This is a genomic window from Aerococcus sp. UMB7834, assembly GCF_030215145.1.
Classification (GTDB): Bacteria; Bacillota; Bacilli; order Lactobacillales; family Aerococcaceae; genus Aerococcus.
Map to the genome: position 1 here is coordinate 24,077 of NZ_JASOLI010000009.1, position 23,605 is coordinate 47,681.

At 48.9% G+C, this 23,605-nt stretch carries 20 protein-coding genes and 1 riboswitch; of the genes, 12 read left to right on the plus strand and 8 right to left on the minus strand.

Annotated features, from left to right (window positions below):
• Positions 1-8: 8 nt before the first annotated feature.
• From mnmE to QP339_RS07955, 3 genes are all read right to left on the minus strand, one after another.
• Positions 9-1,400 carry a tRNA uridine-5-carboxymethylaminomethyl(34) synthesis GTPase MnmE gene (gene mnmE, locus QP339_RS07945; protein ID WP_070619854.1) on the minus strand — a complete coding sequence of 464 codons (1,392 nt, stop codon included), beginning with the start codon at positions 1,398-1,400 and terminating at the stop codon, positions 9-11.
• A 202-nt stretch (positions 1,401-1,602) separates the two neighbouring features.
• Entirely contained in the window at positions 1,603-2,454 is an 852-nt protein-coding gene (locus QP339_RS07950) for an HAD family hydrolase (RefSeq protein ID WP_284911069.1), read from the minus strand.
• 82 nt (positions 2,455-2,536) lie between these two features.
• Positions 2,537-3,313 (minus strand): DeoR/GlpR family DNA-binding transcription regulator, encoded by a 777-nt coding sequence (locus tag QP339_RS07955; RefSeq protein ID WP_070619893.1) that lies wholly within the window; start codon positions 3,311-3,313, stop codon positions 2,537-2,539.
• Between the two features lie 215 nt (positions 3,314-3,528).
• Here QP339_RS07955 and QP339_RS07960 point away from each other — a divergent pair, with 215 nt between their 5' ends.
• The 5 genes from QP339_RS07960 to phnX are packed head-to-tail and all read left to right on the plus strand — an operon-like array spanning position 3,529 to position 8,821.
• On the plus strand, positions 3,529-4,293 hold the full coding sequence (locus QP339_RS07960) for an ABC transporter ATP-binding protein (RefSeq protein ID WP_070619896.1): 765 nt from the start codon (positions 3,529-3,531) through the stop codon (positions 4,291-4,293).
• A 1-nt stretch (position 4,294) separates the two neighbouring features.
• The gene (locus QP339_RS07965) at positions 4,295-5,926 is read left to right on the plus strand and encodes an ABC transporter permease subunit (protein WP_284911070.1); all 1,632 of its coding nucleotides are present in this window, start codon (positions 4,295-4,297) and stop codon (positions 5,924-5,926) included.
• A 1-nt stretch (position 5,927) separates the two neighbouring features.
• The gene (locus QP339_RS07970) at positions 5,928-6,929 is read left to right on the plus strand and encodes an ABC transporter substrate-binding protein (RefSeq protein ID WP_284911071.1); all 1,002 of its coding nucleotides are present in this window, start codon (positions 5,928-5,930) and stop codon (positions 6,927-6,929) included.
• 25 nt (positions 6,930-6,954) lie between these two features.
• Positions 6,955-8,055, plus strand: coding sequence for a 2-aminoethylphosphonate--pyruvate transaminase (locus tag QP339_RS07975; protein WP_284911072.1), 1,101 nt, complete (start codon positions 6,955-6,957; stop codon positions 8,053-8,055).
• Complete coding sequence (gene phnX / locus QP339_RS07980) at positions 8,042-8,821, plus strand: phosphonoacetaldehyde hydrolase (protein ID WP_284911073.1); 780 nt, start codon at positions 8,042-8,044, stop codon at positions 8,819-8,821. The genes QP339_RS07975 and phnX overlap by 14 nt, the downstream gene beginning before the upstream one ends.
• A 555-nt stretch (positions 8,822-9,376) precedes the next feature.
• Here phnX and jag read toward each other — a convergent pair.
• From jag to rpmH, 4 genes are read right to left on the minus strand one after another with little or no spacing between them, the layout of a single operon-like run.
• Complete coding sequence (gene jag, locus QP339_RS07985) at positions 9,377-10,456, minus strand: RNA-binding cell elongation regulator Jag/EloR (RefSeq protein WP_284911074.1); 1,080 nt, start codon at positions 10,454-10,456, stop codon at positions 9,377-9,379.
• Between the two features lie 40 nt (positions 10,457-10,496).
• On the minus strand, positions 10,497-11,351 hold the full coding sequence (gene yidC / locus QP339_RS07990) for a membrane protein insertase YidC (protein ID WP_284911075.1): 855 nt from the start codon (positions 11,349-11,351) through the stop codon (positions 10,497-10,499).
• A gap of 34 nt (positions 11,352-11,385) precedes the next feature.
• On the minus strand, positions 11,386-11,733 hold the full coding sequence (rnpA, locus tag QP339_RS07995; protein ID WP_070619915.1) for a ribonuclease P protein component: 348 nt from the start codon (positions 11,731-11,733) through the stop codon (positions 11,386-11,388).
• 43 nt (positions 11,734-11,776) lie between these two features.
• Positions 11,777-11,911 carry a 50S ribosomal protein L34 gene (rpmH, locus tag QP339_RS08000; protein ID WP_083272416.1) on the minus strand — a complete coding sequence of 45 codons (135 nt, stop codon included), beginning with the start codon at positions 11,909-11,911 and terminating at the stop codon, positions 11,777-11,779.
• A 583-nt stretch (positions 11,912-12,494) separates the two neighbouring features.
• On the opposite strand from rpmH, the gene dnaA reads away from it, so the two are divergent.
• The 3 genes from dnaA to QP339_RS08015 all read left to right on the plus strand — a co-directional run bounded on the left by dnaA (position 12,495) and on the right by QP339_RS08015 (position 15,711).
• Entirely contained in the window at positions 12,495-13,841 is a 1,347-nt protein-coding gene (gene dnaA, locus QP339_RS08005) for a chromosomal replication initiator protein DnaA (RefSeq protein ID WP_284911076.1), read from the plus strand.
• Positions 13,842-14,045: 204 nt separating this feature from the next.
• Positions 14,046-15,197, plus strand: coding sequence for a DNA polymerase III subunit beta (gene dnaN / locus QP339_RS08010; protein WP_070619921.1), 1,152 nt, complete (start codon positions 14,046-14,048; stop codon positions 15,195-15,197).
• A gap of 175 nt (positions 15,198-15,372) precedes the next feature.
• Positions 15,373-15,711 (plus strand): hypothetical protein, encoded by a 339-nt coding sequence (locus QP339_RS08015; RefSeq protein ID WP_070619924.1) that lies wholly within the window; start codon positions 15,373-15,375, stop codon positions 15,709-15,711.
• Positions 15,712-15,772: 61 nt separating this feature from the next.
• Here QP339_RS08015 and QP339_RS08020 read toward each other — a convergent pair whose 3' ends face one another.
• Entirely contained in the window at positions 15,773-16,951 is a 1,179-nt protein-coding gene (locus QP339_RS08020) for a cation:proton antiporter (RefSeq protein ID WP_284911077.1), read from the minus strand.
• 59 nt (positions 16,952-17,010) lie between these two features.
• Positions 17,011-17,094, minus strand: a riboswitch (Fluoride riboswitch).
• Between the two features lie 409 nt (positions 17,095-17,503).
• Between QP339_RS08020 and yaaA the strand changes: the two genes are divergently transcribed.
• The 4 genes from yaaA (at position 17,504) to gyrA (ending at position 23,573) form a co-directional block, all read left to right on the plus strand.
• On the plus strand, positions 17,504-17,761 hold the full coding sequence (gene yaaA / locus QP339_RS08025; protein ID WP_284911078.1) for a S4 domain-containing protein YaaA: 258 nt from the start codon (positions 17,504-17,506) through the stop codon (positions 17,759-17,761).
• Positions 17,748-18,869 carry a DNA replication/repair protein RecF gene (gene recF / locus QP339_RS08030; RefSeq protein ID WP_284911079.1) on the plus strand — a complete coding sequence of 374 codons (1,122 nt, stop codon included), beginning with the start codon at positions 17,748-17,750 and terminating at the stop codon, positions 18,867-18,869. The genes yaaA and recF overlap by 14 nt, the downstream gene beginning before the upstream one ends.
• A gap of 18 nt (positions 18,870-18,887) precedes the next feature.
• The gene (gene gyrB / locus QP339_RS08035) at positions 18,888-20,867 is read left to right on the plus strand and encodes a DNA topoisomerase (ATP-hydrolyzing) subunit B (protein ID WP_284911080.1); all 1,980 of its coding nucleotides are present in this window, start codon (positions 18,888-18,890) and stop codon (positions 20,865-20,867) included.
• Between the two features lie 93 nt (positions 20,868-20,960).
• Positions 20,961-23,573: a DNA gyrase subunit A gene (gene gyrA / locus QP339_RS08040; RefSeq protein ID WP_502869661.1), complete on the plus strand. Its 2,613-nt coding sequence runs from the start codon at positions 20,961-20,963 to the stop codon at positions 23,571-23,573.
• Positions 23,574-23,605: the final 32 nt, after the last annotated feature.

The following is a 23,605-nucleotide window of genomic DNA, read 5'->3' on the forward strand; positions in this document are numbered from 1 at the left end:
CTCTGTCCTTACTTGCCCAAGCAGAATTGGGTAAAGAGTTGAGTAATCAGTTCATCCGGAGCACTCTCTCCAGTAATCTCACCGAGCAAGTCCCAGGCCCGGGTAAAGTCGATTTGGATCAGGTCGACGGGCATGCCGGCTGCAATCCCGGACTCGACATCATCCAAGGCTTGGTCGGCTTTCTGCAAGAGGTCGATGTGGCGGGAATTCGTCACATAAGTCGCATCTCGTTCACCCGTCTGTCCACTGAAGAAGAGCTCAGCGATATCTTCTTCCAAGGCATCTAAGCCGCTTCGTTCGACCATGGAGGTTTCAATCACTGGATCATCTGCTAAGTAGCTTTCTAATTCAGCCCGGTCGAGTTTTGTTGGCAGGTCGGTCTTATTAAAGATCACAATCCGTTGGCTTCCTGCTGTCAGTTCCAATAATTCCCGGTCCATATCAGTCAAAGGCTCGCTCTGGTTGAGGAGGAGGAGGACCAGGTCAGCTTGTTCCAGGGCTTTCCGAGACCGTTCCACGCCGATTCGTTCGACTTGGTCTTCAGTCTCCCGGATGCCTGCCGTATCGATGAGCTTCAAGGGAACGCCGCGGACATTGACATATTCCTCGATAGTGTCACGGGTGGTCCCTTCAATGTCCGTCACAATAGCCTTGTCTTCTCTGAGCAAAGTATTGAGCAGGCTGGACTTGCCCACATTAGGCCGGCCGATAATGGCAGTGTTCAAGCCATCACGCAGAATCTTCCCCTGCTTGGAGGTCGCTAGCAAGGACTGGATGCCTGCCTTGACCTGGGCTGTTTTCTCAGCTAGGAGGGAGAGGGTCATTTCTTCCACATCATCATATTCTGGGTAGTCAATGTTCACTTCAACCTGGGCCAGGGTGTTTAAGATTTCCTGGCGCAGGTCCTTAATAATAGAAGACAAGTGGCCGTCCAAGTGGTTGACCGCCTGCTGCATGGACCGGTCTGTCTTGGCCCGGATCACATCCATGACGGCTTCGGCCTGGGTCAAGTCAATCCGACCGTTCAGGAAGGCTCGCTTGGTGAATTCACCAGGTTCCGCCATGGTACAGCCCTCGCGCAGGGCCAATTCCAGGATCCGCTGAGTCGCCAGCATCCCCCCGTGGCAGTTGATCTCTACAATGTCTTCCCGGGTAAAGGTCCGCGGCGACCGCATCACGCTCACCATGACCTCATCGATTTCTTCATCCGTCTTGGGGTCCACAATATGGCCGTAGTGGATGGTATGGCTGTCTTGGTCAGCCAGGTGTTTCTTCCCCATCCGGTAAATCTTATCCGCAATCTCGACCGCATCAGTCCCCGACAAGCGGACAATCCCAATCGCCCCTTCACCAGGCGCCGTCGAAATCGCAGCAATCGTATCAAAAGCTTCCGTAAACATAAACCCACGCTCCCTTTCCTTAGCATTCTTCCTTAGCCTATAATCGTCTTAATTTATCTAACAAAAAAAGTGCCTAGTCTGCCCCCTAATAACAAGGAAGCAGACGGACACTTTGACTGTCGTTGCTTAATGGTAAATATAAAGTCGACCATATTATACCGATTCTTTTGGAATTTGTAAACTACTTGATCTTGTTTTTTCTTTAATCTCCTGACCGCACAAAGTCTGCCATAAAGTCCAAGTTTCCTGCTTGCAAGTAGCGGTCAATCACTTGCAAGACCGCCCCTTCATTATTGCTGCCAATCTCGTAGCGGCAGAGGGATTTGAGATCGGGATCGGCATTGGCCATGGCCACCGAGTAGCCAACCTCTCCCATCATGGAAGCGTCATTCAGGCTATCCCCGAAGGCCATGGTCTCTTCGGGACGGATCTGGTACTTATCCTGTAAGTAGCGGACAGCTGATCCCTTACCTCCCTCGGCATTGATGAAGTCCATCCACATGGTCGCAGAGGTCACGCCCGTTATCCGCGGGAAGGTCGCATTCATCTGAGTCACGAAATCCTTATTGGCCGCCAGCCCTTCAAAGGAATTGACCGCTAATTTCACCGGATGGTGGCCCAAATCTTCAAGCTCTGCATAGGAATCTAGGAGGGTAATATCGGGACAATAAATCCGAATATTGGCCTCATTCTCAGCAATCAAGCGGGTGGAATAGAAGCCATCCCCAGCGCTGACTAAGGAGCTGTAGTTGGGATTGGCGTGGACTTCCTGGTCCAGGGCCAGTAAGTCATCTAAAGCGATGACCTTCTCTTCAATCCGCTCGCCTTCTTTTTCAATGACATTGCCATTCTCACCAGCCAAATACACCAGGTCTTGCAGGGGACCCGACAAGTAGTATTCCAGCTTGGAGAGGCTATTGCCACTAGCAATGCAAGTCACAACTCCGCGCTTGCGCAAGTCCTTCACCATGTCTAAGAAGGCCTCGGCATCATAGGTCTTATCCGACCTTAAGAGGGTTTCATCCATATCGATCGCAAGTAATTTAACTGTCATCACGAACCTCCGTCTCTTTCGAACGCTTTTACCGCATTATAGCATGGGAAGGCAAGCTTGCAAAGCTAGGGCCATGTCTGACCTAGACCCTGGTCTTAGCTTCCGTTTCAATCAATTCAAGGCCCTGGTCAACTAGGGCTGCTCTTAGGTCTTCGTCTGGGCAAGCATCCACAATTAGGCTCTCAATATCTGATAAGGAAGCGAACTGTTCCAGGGTATGCTGGTTTAACTTGGAATGGTCACAGAGGACATAGCTGTGCCTAGCATTGGCAATCATCTGCCGGCGGACCTGGTTCTCGTCGAGGTGGTAATCCGTAAAACCTTGCTTAGCTGAGACCCCACTAGCCCCGAGGAAGCACCGGTCGGCATAATATTTCTTCAAGGCTTGGACAGTGTCAGGACCTGACGTCGACATTTCCTTAGCCCTTAAATTCCCTCCTAGGAGGATCACGGTAAAGCCAGCCTTCTCCCGCACCTCCATGGCGACCTGGACATTATTAGTAATAATAGTCAATTGGTTGAAGGCAAGAAGATAGGGCACCATGGCAGCCGTCGTCGTTCCCATATCGATGAAGAGGGTCTCCCCTTCTTTAACAAATTGGACGGCTTGGCGGGCAATGGCATCTTTCTCACGGGGGAATTGCTGCTTGCGCTGGTGGGCTTCCGGTTCGATAGCTACCTTATTGGAGACTGCCCCGCCATGGACCTTCTGCAAGAGGCCCTTGCTCTCCATGACATCAATATCATTATGGATGGTTTGCCGTGATAAGTTAAAATAATCACTCAATTCAGAGGTTTTGACTACTTGCTGGCTGGCCAAGAGTTCCAAAATTTTTTGGTGGCGTTCGGCTTGAAGCATGTCAAGCGCTCCTTTCTTGTTATTGTCGTCTTTACAAATCTTAACATAAATTGGCTGATCTGAAATGATTTCTTCACAGAAGCGGGCTATCATTTACCGATAATTAACGGCATTTTTACATCAAGTTTACATTAGATGTGTATACTTGAATTAGTTCGAACTGATGTAAACCATTGTTAAGTCATGTCTGTTAAAAATCGAAAGGAGTCCTTAACTTGCTTGAGTTAATCAATGTCACCAAGAGCTACGGTGATACCCAAGTCTTGCACGATATCAACCTCAGCATTGAGGAGAGTGATATTGTCTCCATTCTCGGCCCTTCCGGCTGTGGCAAGACCACCCTCTTGAATCTAATCCTCGGCATTATCCCCGCTAGCTCTGGTCAAATTCGCTACCAGGGCCAAGATATTACCAAGACCTCTATGGAGAAACGGGGCTTCAATATTGTCTTCCAAGACTATGCCCTCTTCCCCAACCTCAATGTCTACGACAACATTACTTACGGCTTGAAGAATAATCCCGATATTTCCAGTCAAGCCGAGGTCCAAGACCTCATCCAATTACTTAACCTAGAGAAACACCTGGAAAAATCCATCCGGCAATTGTCTGGCGGGCAGAAACAACGGGTGGCCCTGGCCCGTACCCTAGTGATGAAGCCCAAGATCCTCCTCCTCGATGAACCCCTCTCTGCCTTAGATGGCGTCATCAAAGAACAGATTAAGGAGCGGATCCACACCATCGCCAAGAAATACCAATTGACCACAATCATGGTTACCCATGACCCCGAAGAAGCTCTGACCCTATCGGATAAGGTCATCATCTTAAACCAGGGGCATGTGGAACAATATTCAAGCAGCCATCAGATTGTCGCCCAACCGGCGAGTGAATTTGTCGACCAATTCATCCTCAACCAATTAAGGATCAAGCGGGATAATATTGTGGGCCTCTTCCAGGAAGAGCCCGTAAAGGAGAGCGTCTAGGATGAGAGAGTCAAAGACAACAACATTCCTCAGCTGGACCATTATCGCTTTCTTTCTCTTAGCCTTGCTCTATCCTCTAATCAATTCCTTTGGGGTGGCCTTCCTTGAAGAGGGCCAGTTCACCCTCCAGCACTTCCAGAATGTCTTCCAAACAGGGAATATCGGGCAAATTTTTAAGAACAGTTTGGTCATCGCCCTCAGCTCGGCCCTCCTCTCTGTTTTTATTGCCTTCCTTATGGCCTTTGCGGTGAACTTTACCAATATGAGCCCCGGTCTGAAGCGAGCGCTCAGTCTTCTGATTATGATCCCCATGCTCCTGCCCACCATTACCTATGGCTTCACCATTATCTATTCCATCGGTAACCAGGGCCTCTTTACCCGGCTCTTAAATATCGATGCCCCGGATTTCTATGGATTCAAGGGCTTACTGCTGGGCTATACCATCTATACCTTACCTGTCACCTTCTTAATGATCAATAACGGCATGTCCTTTATCGACAAGCGCTTCACCCTGGTTTCGCGCTTGATGGGGGATAAGTACTTCAAGCGGCTCTGGACCACCACCCTGGTGCCTCTCTTGCCTTCTCTGGGGGCTGCCGTCATCCAAGCCTTCTTCATGGCCTTTACCGATTATGGGATTCCGTCTTATATCGGAGGCAATTATGAAGTCATCGCTACCTCCCTCTACAATCAGATGCTAGGGACCATCCCTAACTTCAACAATGGGGCCGTGATTTCTCTAATGATGCTCCTGCCGTCCATTATCTCCATGGCCATCCTCCACTACCTGGACAAACAATCCATTGAATATGATAATTTCTCAGATTTTAGGGCCAAGGAGAACAAAGTGCGTGACCTGTGTTTCGCTATCTTGGCCATCCTGGTGGTTGCCTTTATCCTGATGATCTTTATCCCAATCTTTATTGTTCCCTTTACCGAGTCCTGGCCTTATAACCTGTCCTGGACCAGCAAGCACTTGGTGTCGGCCTTCAGGGATTCAACCATTACCAAGGCCTTCACTAATTCGGTCTTCATCAGTCTCTTAGTGGCTGTCATCGGAACGGCACTGGCTTACTTGGCTGCCATCCTAACCACCCGCAGCAAGCAGCCTGCTTTCATCAAGAAGGCCATCGACCTCATGGCCACCATCTCCAATACTATTCCAGGGATGGTACTAGGTCTGGCCTTCCTTCTGGTGATCAATGGGACCCCGCTTAAGTCCAGCTTCACAATCATTATCATCGCTAACATTATCCACTACTTCTCAACGCCTTATCTTACCCTGAAGAGCAGTCTCGATAAGCTCTCCAAGTCCTGGGAAACCACGGCCGCTCTCATGGGCGACAACTTCTTCCAAACCGTTTGGCGGATTCTGACGCCCAATGCTGTGGCAGCCATTCTGGAAGTGATGAGCTATTACTTCACCAATTCCATGGTAACCATCTCCGCTGTGGTCTTCCTCTATTCGACACGGACTATTCTCATGACCACCAAGATCCAAGAATTACAATATTACAACAAATTCAATGAGGTCTTTATCTTATCGATTATGCTTTTCCTCACGAATTTAATCGTACGTGCGCTCTTTAATTATCTCAGTCAACGCAATCAAAAGAAAATGGAGGCTCACTAAAATGAAACCACTCAAAAAATCTTTACTCGGCTTAACAACTTTCCTCGGCTTGATTGGCCTTACCCTCACCGGCTGTTCCTCGGCGTCCGACAAGGTCATCCTCTATTCGAACGCTGATGACGAAGCCATTGCCGCTATTGAAAGCAGCCTAAACGAAGACGGTTATGAAGGCCAATACGAGATTCAAACTTTCGGTACCTCTGAATTAGGGGGCAAACTCTTAGCTGAAGGCAAGGATATCGAAGCAGACATGGTGACTATGTCCACCTTCTACCTCGAATCCGCCCAGAACCAGCATGAAATGTTCCAAGATTTGACCTGGGATGTGAATACCCAGCAAGATTTCCCAGACTATGTCGCTCCCTTAACCGTCCAAGAAGGTGCCATTATTGTCAATGACGAAATGGCGAAATCAGAGAACTTAGATCTTCCTCAATCCATTAAAGACTTAGCCGATCCTAAGTATGAAGGCAAGGTTTCTGTCGTTGATATTGACTCTTCCTCAACGGCCTGGTTGATGGTCCAAGCTTTGGTTGCAGAATATGGTGAAGAAGAAGCTCAAGAAATCCTTGCCGGTATCTATAAGAATGCCAGCAACCATATCGAATCTTCTGGTTCAGGGCCTTTGAACAAGGTAGTCAGTGGAGAAGTCCCATTCGGCTTTGGTCTCCGCCACCAGGTTGCGGTGAAACAAAATGAAGGCGCCCCAATTTCTCTCATTGATCCGACAGAAGGTAACTTCTCCCTAACCGAATCGGTCGCTGTGATCGACAAAGAAGACAGTGAAAAGGCCGAACTAGCGCAAAAAATGAGCGAAACAATTATTAAAAAAGGGCGTCCTAAGGTTCAAGAATTCTACCCCGTTGCCCTCTATGAAGGGGAAGAAACAGATTCCAGCAAGCAATCTGCCCGTCCGAAACAGTTCGATGAGCCACTGACTGCTGAATTACTCGCCAAACACCAAGAAATTTCCAATAAAGCTAAGGAAATGGCCCAACAATAATCTCGTCTAGAAAGAAGTGTTTACTTTGACTCAATATAAACTACTCACTCCTGGTCCGCTCACTGTGACGGACCGTGTCCGCCAAGCCATGGACTTCGATTACTGTACCTGGGACGAGGACTATAAAGCAGTGACCCAAGAGATCCGCCAAAAGCTGCTCCAGATCGCCCAAGTGGACCCTGACCGCTATACCAGCGTCCTCCTCCAGGGCAGCGGCTCCTATGCTGTCGAAGCCTGCCTGTCGACCTTCAGTCGTCCAGACACCAAGTTCCTGATCCTGTCCAATGGCAAATACGGGGAACGGATCCTGCAAATGGCCGATTACCAAAAGCTAGACTATGAGGCTTACAAGGTCGCCTATGATGAGGTCCATGATCCCCAAGTGGTCGCCTGCTTACTCGATAAGAACCCAGACATCAGCCATGTCATGATGGTGCATTCAGAGACTACTTCAGGCATCCTCAATCCAATTGCTGACATTGCCCAAGTCGCTAAAGACCACAACTGCCTCTTCTTTGTCGATGCCATGTCCAGCTTTGGCGGTGTGCCGATTGACATGGGGCCTATTGACGCCCTGATCACCAGTGCCAATAAGTGCATCCAAGGGGTCCCCGGCTTTGCTATCGTACTTGTCCGTAAAGATCTTATTGAATCTAGCAAGGGGAATTCGTCTACCTTATCTTTAGACCTCTTCGACCAGTACCAAGAGATGGCCAGAGACGGGAAGTGGCGCTATACCTCTCCCACCCATGTGGTTATGGCCTTCCATGAAGCCCTCAAAGAATTCGAGGAACGCGGTGGCGTAGCGGCCCAACACGCCCGCTATCAGAAAAACCAAGAACTCCTCCAAGAAGGTATGGAAGACCTCGGTTTCAAGGCCTATGTCCCTAGGGAGCACCAAGGCCCAATCATCACGACTTTCCTTTATCCGGAAGGTCAAGCTTGGGACTTCCAGGACATGTACCACTACATCAAGGAACGAGGTTATGTGATCTATCCAGGTAAACTCACCGATGTGGACACCTTCCGCATCGGCAATATCGGTGAGATTTATCCTGAAGATATTACCCGCGTGCTCGATATTTTTAAAGCTTATATGGAGGAGAAAGACAATGACAGACATTAAATTATTAATCTGCGATTGGGCAGGAACAACTGTTGACTATGGCTGCTTCGCCCCAATCCAAGCCCTGAAATTAGCCTTCGATAAGGCAGGTATCCCAGTAAGTGATGAGGAATTGCGCCAACCCATGGGCATGGGCAAGAAAGACCATATCCGCACCATGCTCGATATGCCACGTATCCAAGAAGCCTGGACGGAAACTTATGGCCAGGCTCCAAATGAAGAGAATGTCGAAGGCCTCTACAGCAACTTTAACGAAGCCATCTTAGAGACCCTAAAGGCTCCTGAATTCGCCCAACCCAAGCCTGGTGTTGTCGAAGGTATAGACAAATTACGGCAAGCTGGCATCCGGATTGGCGCGACCACCGGCTACACCGCTGAAATGATGGAACTCGTTGAACCCGCCGCTGCAGACCAAGGCTATGTGCCAGATTACTCCGTGACTTCAGAAGCAGTTGGCCAGTTCGGCCGACCCTATCCCTATATGATCTTCGCCAATATGACCCACTTCGAAATCGAAAGTGTTGGCCAGGTCCTAAAAATCGGCGACACCCTAACGGATATCAAAGAAGGGAAAAACGCCGGCGTTCTATCCTGTGGCGTCATTGAGGGTTCCTCTGAAATGGCCCTAAGCCAGGAAGAATTCGAAGCCCTGCCAGCTGGTGAACAAGACCAGTTAAAAGAAAAAATTCGCCAAAAGATGTTAGAGGCAGGAGCTGACCAAGTCTTTGACCGCTTCGAAGACCTTGTGACCTATCTGCTGGACTAGAATCAAAAAAAGATGAAGGAGTCTTAGGATTCCTTCATCTTTTTTATTGATTTAATTTTCAGGGGCTTGCTCACACCCTTAGTCGGGTTCGGTCACGCAACTTTCGTGTCACTTCACAAGCCTCCGCCGCAGTCCTTCAGACTGCTTTGGTGACTTGCTCCAGTGAACGAAAGTTGAACGCGTGCCCTCACACCCTTTAGTTGGGTTCAGTCGCGCAGAAGTGGCTCCTCTTCACAAAGCGCCGCCGAAGACTCTTGGTCTTCTCTGTTGCTTTGCTCCAGAGGTCCACTTCTACCCGCGCTCCCTCTCACCCTTTAGTTGGGTTCGACTTGGCAGAAGCTTCTCCACTTCACACGAACGAAACGTGCAAGCATGGCTTGCCCTTTTTCGTTCGTGCTCCAGTGGTAAGCTTCTAACCGCCAAGTCTCTCACCCTTTCTAGTCGGGTTCGACTTGGCAGAAAGGGAGTGACTTCAGCAAAGCGGAACGACCGGTTAATGCCGCTCTTTTCCTCTTTGCCACCAGTCATCCCTTTCTAAACGCCTTTGCTCACACCCTAATGTCTATAGTCTACAATCAGATAACGGTGGGGCTCTCGGCCTTCTGACCGGGTTTCGATGTGGTCATACTTGGAGAGGGCTTGGTGGACAATTTTTCGTTCATTGGCAGGCAAGGGGGAGAGTTGGACGGAGGATTGTTTGACCGTCACTTCATCCGCTGTGCGTTCCGCCAGGCGCTCCAAGGTCTTCAAGCGGCGTTCCCGGTAGTCGCCGACATTGACCACGACGTTGACGCGATTGCGGACATGGCGGTGGACCAGCACTTTGGCTAGGGCTTCGAGTGAATTCAAGATCTTACCGTGCTTGCCAATGACAAGGCCTGGCTTATCGGTGTTGATGTGGTAGATAATTTCCCGGTCGTGGTCTTCTACATCCACTGTAACATCGACCCCATAAGCTTCACAGACATCGATAATGTAGCGGGCGGGGAAGTCGACATCGTAGAAAACTTTGTCATTTTCGTCTTCAGCCGGTGTGTCTTCTTCCTCTTGGTTAGCCGCTTGATCAGCCTGTTCTGAAGCTTGCTTACTAGCTTCCGCTTCTTCTACAGCCGCTACTTCTTCGTTATCCGAATCTTGGGCTGCTTCCTCTTGCTGGCTCGTCTCAGTGCCTGTTTCTTCTTCAGAAACAGATTCTTGGACAGGGTCAGCTAGGGGACGACCATCTTCCTGGATCTCATCCTTGGCGAGGACAGGCGCTTCTTCAGCTGAAATCGCTTGGACTTCTTCGACAGAATCGCTAGCAGGATCATGCCCTTGTTGACTCCGGGCTTGCTTATCATCTGCGACATAGACAGCGGACGTGCTCGCTTCATTGGTCGGATCAGCGACCGACTTGCTGACGGGGTCATCTGGATCGTCAGCATCCTCTCTAGCTTCTGTTTGACCTTCTTCTGAGTGATCAGCTGCCTTGACAAATAATTTAACAATGGCATCGCGGGCCCCAATGCCTAGGAAACCCTTGCGTGCTTCCTGCAGCACTTCCACTTCAACTTCTTCTTGGGCGGCTCCTAATTCTTTTAAACCAGCCTTGATGGCGGCTTCCACAGAGTCGGCTTGAAATATTTTGGCTTGCATGCTTGCTTCAAACTCCTTTCACTCATTGACTTTTCATTACTTAACGCTTCTTTTTGGTCGTCCGGGGGTGGCGTTTAGCTTTTTCCAAACGTTTCTCGAGGTCACGCTCAGCCTTTTCCTTCTCTAAACGGGCTTCCCGCTTCTTATAAGGGTTATTCAAAATGAGCGTCTGACCAATGGTGAAGGCATTCGATGCCACCCAGTAGAGAGCGATAGCACTTGGCAGCGTCGCCCCCATAAAGAGGATCATGGCAGGCATCATCCACTGCATGGCAGCCATGCTCTGGTTACTTTGCGGATTGCCGATCGTCATCAGGCGGGTATTGTACCAGGTTAAAGCAGCAGCTAGGACAGGTAAGATGAAGTAAGGGTCCGGTTGACCGAGTTCCATCCATAAGAAGTGACCATTGCTGAGCACTTCGGTCCGGCTGATGGCCTGGTAGAGGCCCATAAGGATAGGTAATTGGATCAGCATGGGCAAGCAGCCTGAGAGGGGGTTATAGTCATACTTCTCATTGAGCTTGGCCATTTCCTCTTCCAGTTTTTGCTGGGTTTCTGGATCCTTTGAGGCATATTTTTCACGCAGGGCCTGCATTTCAGGTTGGACTACCTGCATTTTTTCTGTACTTTTAATCTGATAGTGATAGAGAGGCACCAGGACCAGGCGAATGATTAAGGTAAAGACAATAATCCCCAGGCCATAATTCCCTCCGAAGAGGTCTGATAGCCAGATAATCAAACGCGAGAAACTATAGACAATATAGCGGTCCCAAAAGCCGGTAGATTCCGCTGTGATGGGTTCACGTGCCGTTGCACAAGCCCCCAAGAAGAGGGGCAAGGCCATTAAGACTAAGCTAAGGCTTAGCTTTTTCTTGGTCCAAAATTTTGATTTCAATTGACTCCTCCAAAATATCTGTCGTCCAGCCCGACTACTTGGCCTCGGACTTGAAGATGCCGGCTAAGTTGAAGACGTGTTCCAGACTCTTCTTAATTTCAGCCATGGACATCTGTGCCGTGGGTTTACGGGCAATTACAATAAAGTCTTGGTTAGGGCGAATGACATCTCGCAATTCATAAACGGACTGGCGGATCCGGCGCTTGACATAGTTACGAGTCACCGCATTGCCAATCTTCTTACCGACGGAGATCCCCAGGCGAAAATGCGTTTGTTCCTTATCTATAGTATAAACAACAAACTGACGGTTTGCAGTACTTTTACCTTGGTGGAAGACCCGACCAAAGTCTGCTTCAGATTTCACCCGATAGGCTTTACGCATTCAAATCCCCCCTAAAAAAAATAAGACCACAGCTTTTGTGGTCTTAAGCAGAAATAACTTTTCTTCCTTTACGACGGCGAGCTGCTAATACGCGACGTCCGTTTTTAGTACTCATACGTTTACGGAAACCATGTTTCTTTTGGCGTGAACGTTTATTTGGTTGGTAGGTTCTCTTCATGACTACACCTCCTATGATGATTGAATGTTTTTATCATTTGATTTCAACCTGTCGACTTGCTATTGAAAAGTTGAATGTCAACACAAGGGTTATTTTACCATAACACAAGCGTTTGACTCAAGCCCTTTTTCGGATAAATTTCTATTTTTTTCTTCACAATTGTGGATTTCTTTTAAACAAGGAGGTGGATAAGGCGACTTGTGGGGAAGTTTTCCCAGCCTTCTTCACAGGCTTGTGGACATATCAACAGAATGTTAATTGTTATCCACAGCTGTGCATAAGTTGCATGAAGTGTTAATAAGCGAGCTTTTTAATGCTAAAAACTATCCACAAGGACAAATTATCCCCATTTATACAAGTGTCTTTCCACAGTTTGTGGATAAACTAAATCACAACTTGGGATAATTTCTATTCACAGCTTAATTATCTGTGGAAAAAGACTTTTTTTCATGTTATCCTTTTATTACCATTAATTTGGGGATAACTTAGCTTTTTTTATTGAAATGATCTTTTCCTTGCCACTTATCATAAGTTATCCACGATAGAAACGATATACAAATTTGTTTATTAAGGAGATATACGCATGGAAGAAATGATGAAACTTTGGGAGTATATTGACAATTATTTTAAAGAAGAACTCTCAAAAGCCAGTCACGAAACCTGGTTTTCAGAGTTACGTCCGGAGCGTTTAGAGAATAATACCCTCTATCTTGTGGCGGGCTCTGAACTACACAAGAAACATATTGAAAACCACTACCTGGTCCAAATCCGACAGGTGGCCTTTAACTACCTAGGTTATGACATCGATGTGGTCGTCCACTTAGCTAGCCAACCAGCCACTAACTTCACACTCAATGGTCGGAGCCCCCAGGAAGAAGAGAAAACCAACCGTTACCACGACCGCAGCACCATGTTGAACCCTAAATACACCTTCGATAATTTCATCGTTGGGGAAGGCAATAAGATGGCCCATGCCGCTGCTCTAGCGGTTGCTGAGGGACCAGGCCGGGACTACAACCCGCTCTTCTTCTTCGGGGGCGTGGGGCTAGGGAAGACCCACTTGATGCAGGCAATCGGCCATGAAGTCTTACGGACCAATCCCGAAGCCCGGGTTAAATATGTCACTAGTGAGACCTTTACCAATGACTTTATTGAAGCCATTCGGACTAACTCAACCTCTGAATTCCACGAAGAGTACCGGACAGTCGATATCCTACTCGTGGATGATATCCAATTCATTGGGAACAAGCAGTCCACCCAAGAGGAATTCTTCCATACCTTCAATGCCCTCTATAATAAGAACAAACACATTGTGCTAACCTCTGACCGGGACGCTAGCCAGATTCCCGAATTAGAAGACCGGCTGGTTTCCCGCTTCAAGCAGGGCTTGTCAACCGATATTACCCCACCTGACCTGGAAACACGGATTGCCATCTTGCGCAATAAGGCCCAGGTCAACCACATCGACATTGAGGACAACACCCTCACCTATATTGCCGGTCAAATCGACACCAATATCCGTGAACTAGAAGGGGCCCTGACCAGCGTCCAAGCCTATGCCGTCATGCACCAGGAAGAAATTACCCCTAGCATGGCAGCCAAAGCCCTCCGCAATTATAAAGACACTTCAGCCCAGGCCTTGCCCTCGATAGCCGAAATCCAAGAAACGGTAGCCCAGTACTTCGACCTCACCGTTGAAGACCTCAAAGGGAAGAAACGTAAGCGGGAAATCGTTGTCCCCCGCCAGATCGCTATGTACCTCTCCCGGGAAATTACCGAAGCTTCCCTGCCTAAGATCGGCCAGGAATTTGGCGGCAAGGACCACACCACCGTCCTCCACGCCCATGAAAAAATTCTTGGCGAAATCGACGAATCGACCGATGTTAAACGCGATGTCGAAAACATCGAAAAGCTACTCAAAAATAGCTAATCAATGTATCCACAAGCTCACTATGTTAAAATAGTAAAAAAGCCCCTGTGGATAATTATAGGAAAAGTCCCCAGCTTATAAACAGACTTTCCACATGTGGAAAAGCAGGAGTCTTATAAGGATTAGCCACTTATCCACAGATTTAACAGGCCCTATTACTATTATTATCTTTATATTAATATATATAAATAAAGGAGTGCTCAAATGAAATTCTCAGTGAACCGTGCTGTCTTCGTTGAAAATCTCAGCAATGTCCAACGTGCGATCAGTTCACGAACTACCATTCCTGTCCTTACAGGAGTCAAAATTCTAGCAACTGATAACGGCATCCTCCTTACCGGGAGTGATTCCACTATCTCAATCGAAGCCTTTATCGATGCCAATAATGAAGACAACCAATTGCAAGTGGAAAAAGCAGGTTCCATTGTCTTACCTTCTCGTTTCTTTGGCGAAATTGTTAAGAAATTGCCGAATGAGATCATGCACTTAGAAGTTAAGGACAATCTACAGACAGATATTACTGCTGGCCAAGCTGCCTTCACCCTCAATGGGACCGCAGGCAGTGAATACCCCAAGCTACCGGAAATCGATTCCGATACCAGCTTTACCATTCCAGCCAATATCTTCCGGCAAGTGATCAACCATACCATTATCTCTGTCTCCAACCAGGAAATTCGGCCGATTTTTACAGGGATCCATTTTGTAATTGCGGATAATCATCTCAAGGCAGTTTCCACAGATTCCCACCGGCTCAGTCAACGAATTGTGCCCTTGGAAGTTCCTGAAAGCCTAGCTGATCAAGAATTTGCCTTAAATATTCCGGGCCGCAGTCTGAGTGAACTGACTCGGATTGCTGAAGATAGCGATAACATTGAGATGATGGTGGCAGATAAGCAGGTTCTCTTTAAGACCGATAACATTTACCTCTATTCCCGTCTCCTTGAAGGCAAGTACCCTGATACGGACCGGCTCCTGCCTGAAGACTACCAGACCCGGATCCAGATTGATGCGCCAGACCTATTGAGTGCCATTGAACGGGCACTGATCCTGAGCCATGAAGGCCGCAACAATGTGGTTAAGTTGACGATTGACAGTGACCAGGTTGTCCTATCCGGTCAGTCTGCTGAAGTCGGTGAGGTGGAAGAAGAATTAAATATTTCCTCTGCTGATGGGGAAAGCCTAGCGATCTCCTTCAACCCGGACTACATGCGCCAAGCCCTGAGAACTTTTGGCGCCCAAGAGATTGCTCTGCGCTTCCAATCCCCTTCCCACCAATTTATTCTCCTGCCAGCCAATGCCCAGGATAACTTCAACTTTGTTCAATTGATTACCCCTATCCGGACACCGGGGAACTAGACTTAAAAAATTAAAAAAGCGCCTCCTGACCTGTTTTAGCTGAGATGAGCTAAGACTGGCCTAGGGGCGCTTTGTTTATGGTGTAGTTTACCGACTAGCAACTTTATGTCTTTGCCTTTTTATTTTATACTATAAATATAAGACGAATGATTGGATTTCAAGAGAGGTGGTCGTGATGACAGAAGATAGGCTAAGAAAAGTAACCAATGCGCTTATTTGCTTGCCTTTGCTGGCATATGTTGTGTTAGTTTTTTCAGATGTCAGCCGCTTCGTTGAAAATTTGGCCCTCTATACTTCTTGGACGATGATTTATTTTAAGAAGGCTTGCGAAGAGCATGGTTTTGATAAATGGCCTAGCAACTTAGTCCGAGCTTTGGTGCAAATGGGGGTCATTTTACTTTTAGTCAACCTAATTATCCAAGTGTTCCCAGAAGCTTCTCAGCGTCGTCTAGCCCTCTTTTTGGTCTTACTTGCCTATATAGCTTATCTATTATTTAAACAAATAAAAAACTAAGACTTAAAAAGACCTTCCCACGAGCAGTGGGAAGGTCTTTGTTTTATCCACATGTGGATGATCATTTTTGCTTGAGCCATTTGCGATAGGTCAGATCGATGCCGAATGCGCCTAGGGGGGCGGTGAGGAGGATGGCGACGACAGAGACGGTGAGGATGATTTCGCCAGCAGGCAGGCCCATAGCTAGGGGAATCCCCCCAATAGCTGCTTGGACGGTGGCCTTAGGCAGGTAGGCGATAACACTGAAGGCCCGTTCTTGGAGGCTAAGATTGGTCCGGCTGAGGCTGATGAGGACGCCTACAGCACGGAAGCAGAGTACTAGGGCAATCAGTAAGATGGGCAGCCAGCCGGCTTGGAAGGCGTAGGGCAGGTTGACAGAGGCCCCTACCAGGACAAAGAGTAGGATTTCGCCTGGAATCCACAAAGCATTGTAGTAGCGGGAGAGGTCCTGGGCGCGGTTGCCGTCCAAACGGTTGATCAGGATACCCATGCTCATGACAGCCAAGATACCGGAGAAGGGGACTTGAGGGAAGGTTTTCTCCAAGGAGACAAAGACGAAAGAGAAGCCAAGAAGGAAGACGACCTGACTAATGCTCGACCAGTTGAAGCGTTTGAAGAAGGCATTGAGCCCTGCCCCAACTAGTCCACCGACCAGGATACTGAGGACAATAGAGACTGGGATATTTAGGAGCTGGCTGGCTTGGAAATCGCCACCTTGGGCTAGCCCAAGGAAGGAGGAGAAGAGGACTAGGACATAGATATCGTCAGCCGAAGACCCCGCTAAGACGATCTGAGGGATCTGCTTGTCCATACCGTAACCTTTGTCTATGAGTTTAATCATCTTAGGGACGACGACAGCCGGCGAAACAGCACCCAAGACGGTCCCCAAAAGCAAGGCATCAATCCGAGAAATGCCTAAAATGCTAGGAGCCAGTAGCGCCGTCCCCAAGATTTCGAAAGTCGCTGGGACAAAGCACATGAGTAAGGCTGGGCGCCCCACCTTCAATAAGCCCTTGAGGTCGAGCGACAGCCCCGCCCGACTGAGAATAATAATAAGGGCGACTTGGCGGAGGTCAGCCGACAGGTCAAGGATCCCCCCATCCAAGAGATTGAAGACATGGGGGCCGAGGACAATTCCTAGAAAGAGAAAACCAACCAAGCTCGGCACCTTGAACTGCTTGCAGATCCGGTCGATCAAGAGCCCAAAGATAAAGATATAAGCAAAGCTCATTAGTAACATCGTATCACTCCTTTGAATATTTAGTTGAATAAAGAGCAAAAAAGCTGATGCCCCTGCTCTTTACAGCAGAAGTCATCAGCTTTTGAATCATCAATAGCGGTTTAGGGCTAGGCCCAAGGAAGACATTCATTTCCTGTGTCTTGATTATAGGCAGTTTGTTCGTCTTTTGTCAATCGGAACTTTCCATCGCATGAAATAAGTTTCATTTATCTTCTCTGCTTGCTTCTTTTGATTGAATACTCGGCTTTCACAAAAATAAGACAAGTTTTTTCTTAAAGTGGCCTTATTTTGTCCTGAGAAGGCTTTTCATTATTTAGAGACGAATTTCCCTCCCAATAAAAAACAAGCCAATAGCCCCCTCTCTTTGCAAAAAAGCGGTTTTTGGGGTATAATAAGAAGTGACAGTATAGATCTAAATGAGCTATAGATTTTTTAATTTGCGACGACCGCTTTGGCTCGTATTTGGCTAAATCGCAAATCTCTGCCGGTTCGAGCAGGGATTGCGATTTTTTATTTAGCGGAAGCTAAGGAAGATGGAAAGGAAGTGACGCAATGACTGAGACCATTGAGATAACGGGTGACTTTATGACTTTGACCCAATTGTTGAAGGAAACAGGCATTATTGCAACGGGTGGCCAGGCGAAATGGTACCTGTCTGAATTTGCGGTTTATATTGATGGTGAGCAGGATCAGCGTCGAGGACGAAAGATTTATCCAGGGTCAGTAGTTGAAGTGCCTGCTGAGGAAGCCATTTTCCAGCTTGTCAGTGCTTCTGACGCGGCTTTGGAAGATGCCCATGATCCTCGATGAGATCCGCCTGCTCAATTTCAGAAATTATGAGTCTGCTGAGGTGACTTTTTCACCGGGGATCAATGTCTTTATCGGGGACAATGCCCAGGGGAAGACCAGTCTCTTAGAGGCGATCTATATCCTCTCCCTAGCCCGCAGCCACCGGACTAACCATGACCGCGAGCTCTTGCGCTGGGAGAGTCAGGAAGCCCTGGTTGAAGGCCGGGTCAGCAACCGTTTCGGCCAGCTGCCCTTGAGTGTCAAGCTGACCAAAAGCGGCAAGTTGGTTAAGGTCAACCACCTCGAACAGCGTCGTCTGAGTGACTATATTGGCCGCTTGAATGTGGTGCTCTTTGCCCCTGAAGACCTGGACCTGGTCAAGGGGGCCCCGCAATTGCGGCGGAAATTTATTGATATGGAGCTCAGCCAGATGAGCCCTGTTTATCTGCATACTTCGGTTGACTACCAGCAGATCTTAAAGCAGCGTAATGCCTATCTAAAGCAGCTACTCAGTCAGCAGGCCCAAGATAAGCTTTACTTGGAGATATTGACGGAGCAAGTGGCTGCTGCGGGCGCCCGGATTATTTGCCAGCGCTTGGCCTTCCTCGATAAGTTAGAGGCCTGGGCGAGCGAGCTCCATCACAATATCTCCCAGGGCAAGGAAGAACTCAGCCTGCGCTATCGGACTGCGGTCGACCTGCCCCAGGCTCCCTCTGAGGAGAATGTCTATGAGGCCCTCTTGGCTAAGTTTGAAGAAGTTGGGGCACGGGAATTGGACCGCGGGGTGAGCTTAGCTGGCCCCCACCGGGATGACCTTCAATTCTTGATTAACGGCCAGGATGTCCAGAAGTTTGGCTCACAAGGCCAGCAGCGGACCACCGTTTTGAGTATGAAATTAGCAGAAATTGAGTGTATGCAGGAGATGACGGGGGAATACCCCATTCTCTTATTGGATGATGTCTTGAGTGAGTTGGATGATGACCGGCAGACCCACTTGCTCAAAACCATTGAAAAGAAAGTTCAGACCTTTTTGACGACGACCAGTCTCGATGGGGTCCAGGAAGAACAGATTGATGAGCCGGCGCTGTTTGAGATTGCGCAGGGACAAGTCCAACGATTGGATGACTAAAAGGAGTGATGGAAAGCGATGGCAGATGAGAAACACTTTGAAGACCAAGCACAGGAAGAAAGCCACGAACCAAGCAAGGAGGAGCTGGCCCATCTGGCAGAGAGTTATGATGCCAGCCAAATTCAAGTCCTAGAGGGGCTCGAGGCGGTTCGGAAACGGCCTGGGATGTATATTGGGTCGACCAGTGAGACCGGCCTCCACCACCTAGTTTGGGAGATTGTCGACAACTCAATCGATGAGGCCTTAGCTGGTTTTGCCAAGCATATCCAAATTGAAATCTTGGAAGATAATGTGATTCGGATTACAGACGACGGCCGGGGGATTCCTGTCGATATCCAACAAAAAACTGGCCGGCCAGCGGTAGAGACGGTCTTTAATGTTCTCCACGCTGGCGGTAAATTTGGCGGAGGCTCTTATAAGGTCTCTGGCGGTCTGCACGGGGTTGGGGCTTCAGTGGTGAATGCTCTCTCCGAATGGCTCCACGTCGATGTCTACAAGAATGGTAAGGTCTACCACCAAGAATACAGCCGGGGGAAGATCATGACTGAGCTCGAAGTGACGGGAGAAACCGACCAACAAGGAACGGTCGTCACCTTCAAAGCCGATAGTGAGATTTTCCAAGAAACAACGGTCTATAACCGAGAAATTCTGAATAAACGGACCCGGGAGCTCGCCTTCTTGAACAAGGGCTTGCGGATTTCACTGACTGATAAGCGGGAAGAGGAAACGGTTGAATACAGCTACCACTTCGAAGGTGGGATTAAGGAGTATATCGACTTCCTCAACCAGAATAAGACTCCGCTTTTCCCTGAACCGATCTATCTAGAAGGGGAACAGGATGATATTGAAGTCGAAGTTGCTCTCCAGTATACGGACGACTTCCATGTGAACTTTATGAGTTTTGCTAACAATATCCATACTTTTGAAGGGGGGACCCATGAATCTGGGGTTAAGACCGCCCTCACCCGGACCATCAACGACTATGCCCGGAATGTCAATATTCTCAAGGACAATGATGAGAACCTGACCGGGGAAGATGTGCGTGAAGGCCTGACTCTGATTGTTTCAGTCCGCCATCCCGATCCTCAATTCGAGGGGCAAACCAAGATGAAACTCGGGAATTCGGAAGTACGAACGATTACCGACCGACTCTTTGGCCAGCACTTTTCGACCTTCCTCTTAGAGAATCCTAATATCGGCCGGCAAATTGTCGATAAAGGGCTGGTTGCTTCTAAGGCACGGAAGGCAGCCAAACGGGCCCGGGAAATGACCCGGAAGAAGTCTGGGCTAGAGATCTCCAACCTACCGGGTAAATTGGCTGATTGTTCCAGCCGGGTGCCCGAGGAATGCGAACTCTTCATCGTCGAAGGAAATTCCGCTGGGGGTTCCGCTAAGAACGGCCGGGACCGTCACTTCCAAGCTATCTTGCCTATCCGTGGTAAGATCTTGAATGTTGAAAAGGCATCTATGGACCGGATCTTAGCCAATGAAGAGATTCGTTCCCTCTTTACAGCGATGGGGACGGGCTGGGGCAATGACTTCGATGTCTCCAAGGCCCGCTACCATAGGCTCGTTATCATGACCGATGCCGATGTCGATGGGGCCCACATCCGGACCCTCTTATTGACCCTGATCTATCGTTATATGCGTCCCCTCTTGGATGCGGGTTATGTGTATATTGCGGTTCCTCCCCTCTACCAGGTACGCCAAGGGAAGAAGATCCAATATATTGAATCGGATGCCGAATTAGAGGCTTATATGGCCAGTCTTCCTGAGCGACCCAAGCCCGTTGTCCAACGTTATAAGGGGCTGGGCGAAATGGATGCCGAACAGCTCTGGGATACGACCATGGACCCAAGTACGCGTCGCATGCTTCAAGTCAGCGTTGAAGACGGAGTGGAAGCCGACCAAATGATCTCCATGTTAATGGGCGACCATGTGGCACCGCGTCGGAACTTTATCGAAGAGAACGCCACTTATGCGACCATCGACCTTTAGTCATGACCAATTGGACGACTAGGCAAGCTAGAATAGGAGGCTAGTATTTTGGCTTTAGACAATAGATTAGAACGTCGAGAAATCTCCCATGAAATGCGGACATCCTTCCTCGACTATGCCATGAGTGTTATCGTGGCACGGGCACTGCCGGATGTTCGGGATGGGATGAAACCTGTCCACCGGCGGATTCTCTACGGGATGAATGAATTGGGGGTTACCCCAGATAAACCTTATAAGAAGTCAGCGCGGATTGTCGGAGATGTCATGGGTAAGTACCACCCCCATGGGGACTCCGCCATCTATGAATCCATGGTGCGGATGGCCCAGGACTTCTCCTACCGCTATATGCTGGTAGACGGCCACGGGAACTTCGGCTCCATCGATGGGGACCAGGCCGCTGCCATGCGGTATACCGAAGCGCGAATGAGTAAGATTGCCACTGAAATGTTGCGGGATATCAACAAGGACACGGTAGATTTTATTGCCAACTACGACGGCGAAGAGCGTGAACCAGAAGTTCTCCCTTCCCGCTTCCCTAACCTCTTAGTTAATGGGGCGACCGGGATTGCGGTTGGGATGACCACCAATATTCCACCCCATAACTTAAATGAGGTAATCTCAGGTATCCACACCCTGATGAAGAATCCAGAAGCAACGACAGCCGAGCTGATGGAAGCCATCCCTGGGCCGGACTTTCCGACCGGGGGGATTGTGATCGGCAAGTCGGGGATCCGCAAGGCTTATGAAACAGGCCAAGGACGCATCATTGTCCGCGGCAAGCTGGATATTGACCAGATGTCCAGTGGCCGCGAACGGATTGTGATCCATGAGATTCCCTATATGGTCAACAAGGCCAAATTAGTGGAACGGATTGCGGATTTAGCTCGAGATAAGGTAATTGAAGGCATCACGGCGGTCCGGGATGAATCCGGCCGGGATGGCATGCGGATTGTGGTGGAATGCCGCAAGGACGCCAGTGCCAGTGTGATCGTCAACAACCTCTACAAGCTGACCCAGCTCCAAGCCAACTTCAACTTTAATATGTTGGCCATCGTCAACGGTGTGCCTAAGACTCTGAGTCTCAAGGAAATCTTGACCTATTACCTAGACCACCAAGAAGAGATTATCCGTCGTCGGTCAATCTTTGAGAAGAAAAAGGCTGAAGCCCGGGCCCACATCCTGGAAGGTTTACAAGTGGCCCTGGACCATATTGATGAAATCGTCAATATCCTGCGCTCATCGCGTTCTGGTGACGAAGCCAAGGAAATCTTTATGACCCAGTACAAGCTCTCAGATAAGCAAGCCCAAGCCATCCTCGATATGCGTCTGGTTCGCTTAACCGGTTTGGAAAGAGAAAAGATTGACAAGGAACATGCCGAACTCATGGCTGAAATTGCCCGCTTGACAGAAATCCTTGCCAGCGAAGAGAAACGTTATGAAATTATTTACCAAGAATTATTAGAAATCCAGGCCCGCTATGGTGATGACCGCCGGACCGAACTGCGGGTAGGTGAAATCACCAGCCTGGAAGATGAGGACTTGATCGAAGAAGAGAATGTGCTCGTTACCCTGACTCGGAACGGTTATATTAAGCGGATTGCCGATGATGAATTCCGCGTCCAAAACCGCGGCGGTCTCGGTGTCAAAGGCATGAGCATGAATGATGGGGACTATATTGAAACCATGTTCTCAACTTCTACCCATGATATTATCCTGTTCTTTACGGACAAGGGGAAGGTCTACCAGATGAAGGGCTATGAGATTCCAGAATATGGCCGGCAAGCCAAGGGGATTCCGATCGTCAACCTCCTGAACCTGGAAGAGGATGAGAAGGTCCGCGATGCCGTTAATGTAACCCCGATGGACCATGACGGCGATTCTGATGGCTACCTAGCCTTTATTACGCGCCAGGGTGTCATTAAACGGACTCCTGTTCGCGACTACTTCAATATTCGTAACAATGGCCTGATCGCCCTCAATCTCAAGGAGGATGATGAGCTCGTCGATGTGCTCTTTACCAATGGCCAGCGCAACCTGATCGTGGCTTCCCACAATGGTTATGCGGTCAGCTTCAATGAACAAGACGCCCGGTCGATGGGACGGACAGCTACCGGTGTTCGGGCCATCCGCTTGGACCCTGGTGACTATGTGATTGGGGCCGCCGTCCTGGCTGACGATGCGGATGTCCTTGTCGTGACCGAAAACGGTTATGGTAAGCGAACCCCAGCCAGCGAATATGCCATCCGCAAGCGTGGTGGTAAAGGGGTCAAAACCATCAATGCCAGCCAGCGGAACGGGATGCTTGTGGGCATGACAACCGTTGACCTAACTGAAGATATCATGCTGATGACCGATGAAGGCGTGGTTATTCGCTTCCATGCAGCTGATATTTCACAAACAGGCCGGGTGACCCAGGGCGTCCGCCTCATGCGCTTGAATGATGACGCCAAGGTCTCAACTATGGCCAAGGTGGCACCTGAAGAAGAGGAAGAAACTATTTCTGCAGGCTCAGCCCAGCAGCCAGAGAGCGAGGATGATTTCTCAGCTATTGCTGAAAAGGTCAATGAAGAAACCGAAGACAGTGATGAATCGGTTTATGATGACCAGGATATCCCTCAAGCTCGCCTGTCGGATGACCAAATCCAAGAAAACCTGCACCATTTCACCAATGAACTCTTGGACGAAGAAGACGACGACCAAGAATAGGAATAAAAGTAAGCAAAAAGCCAGCTTTCAAG

Excerpts from the sequence above, each read along its gene's own strand:
- jag (WP_284911074.1), bottom strand. The coding sequence starts at position 10,456 with ATGCAAGCCAAAATATTTCAAGCCGACTCTGTGGAAGCCGCCATCAAG.
- dnaN (WP_070619921.1), top strand. The coding sequence starts at position 14,046 with ATGAAATTCTCAGTGAACCGTGCTGTCTTCGTTGAAAATCTCAGCAAT.
- mnmE (WP_070619854.1), bottom strand. The coding sequence starts at position 1,400 with ATGTTTACGGAAGCTTTTGATACGATTGCTGCGATTTCGACGGCGCCT.
- rnpA (WP_070619915.1), bottom strand. The coding sequence starts at position 11,733 with ATGCGTAAAGCCTATCGGGTGAAATCTGAAGCAGACTTTGGTCGGGTC.
- QP339_RS08015 (WP_070619924.1), top strand. The coding sequence starts at position 15,373 with ATGACAGAAGATAGGCTAAGAAAAGTAACCAATGCGCTTATTTGCTTG.
- QP339_RS07950 (WP_284911069.1), bottom strand. The coding sequence starts at position 2,454 with ATGACAGTTAAATTACTTGCGATCGATATGGATGAAACCCTCTTAAGG.
- gyrA (WP_502869661.1), top strand. The coding sequence starts at position 20,961 with ATGCGGACATCCTTCCTCGACTATGCCATGAGTGTTATCGTGGCACGG.
- QP339_RS07955 (WP_070619893.1), bottom strand. The coding sequence starts at position 3,313 with ATGCTTCAAGCCGAACGCCACCAAAAAATTTTGGAACTCTTGGCCAGC.
- gyrB (WP_284911080.1), top strand. The coding sequence starts at position 18,888 with ATGGCAGATGAGAAACACTTTGAAGACCAAGCACAGGAAGAAAGCCAC.
- rpmH (WP_083272416.1), bottom strand. The coding sequence starts at position 11,911 with ATGAAGAGAACCTACCAACCAAATAAACGTTCACGCCAAAAGAAACAT.
- recF (WP_284911079.1), top strand. The coding sequence starts at position 17,748 with ATGATCCTCGATGAGATCCGCCTGCTCAATTTCAGAAATTATGAGTCT.
- phnX (WP_284911073.1), top strand. The coding sequence starts at position 8,042 with ATGACAGACATTAAATTATTAATCTGCGATTGGGCAGGAACAACTGTT.
- QP339_RS07965 (WP_284911070.1), top strand. The coding sequence starts at position 4,295 with ATGAGAGAGTCAAAGACAACAACATTCCTCAGCTGGACCATTATCGCT.
- QP339_RS08020 (WP_284911077.1), bottom strand. The coding sequence starts at position 16,951 with ATGTTACTAATGAGCTTTGCTTATATCTTTATCTTTGGGCTCTTGATC.
- yaaA (WP_284911078.1), top strand. The coding sequence starts at position 17,504 with ATGACTGAGACCATTGAGATAACGGGTGACTTTATGACTTTGACCCAA.
- QP339_RS07970 (WP_284911071.1), top strand. The coding sequence starts at position 5,928 with ATGAAACCACTCAAAAAATCTTTACTCGGCTTAACAACTTTCCTCGGC.
- dnaA (WP_284911076.1), top strand. The coding sequence starts at position 12,495 with ATGGAAGAAATGATGAAACTTTGGGAGTATATTGACAATTATTTTAAA.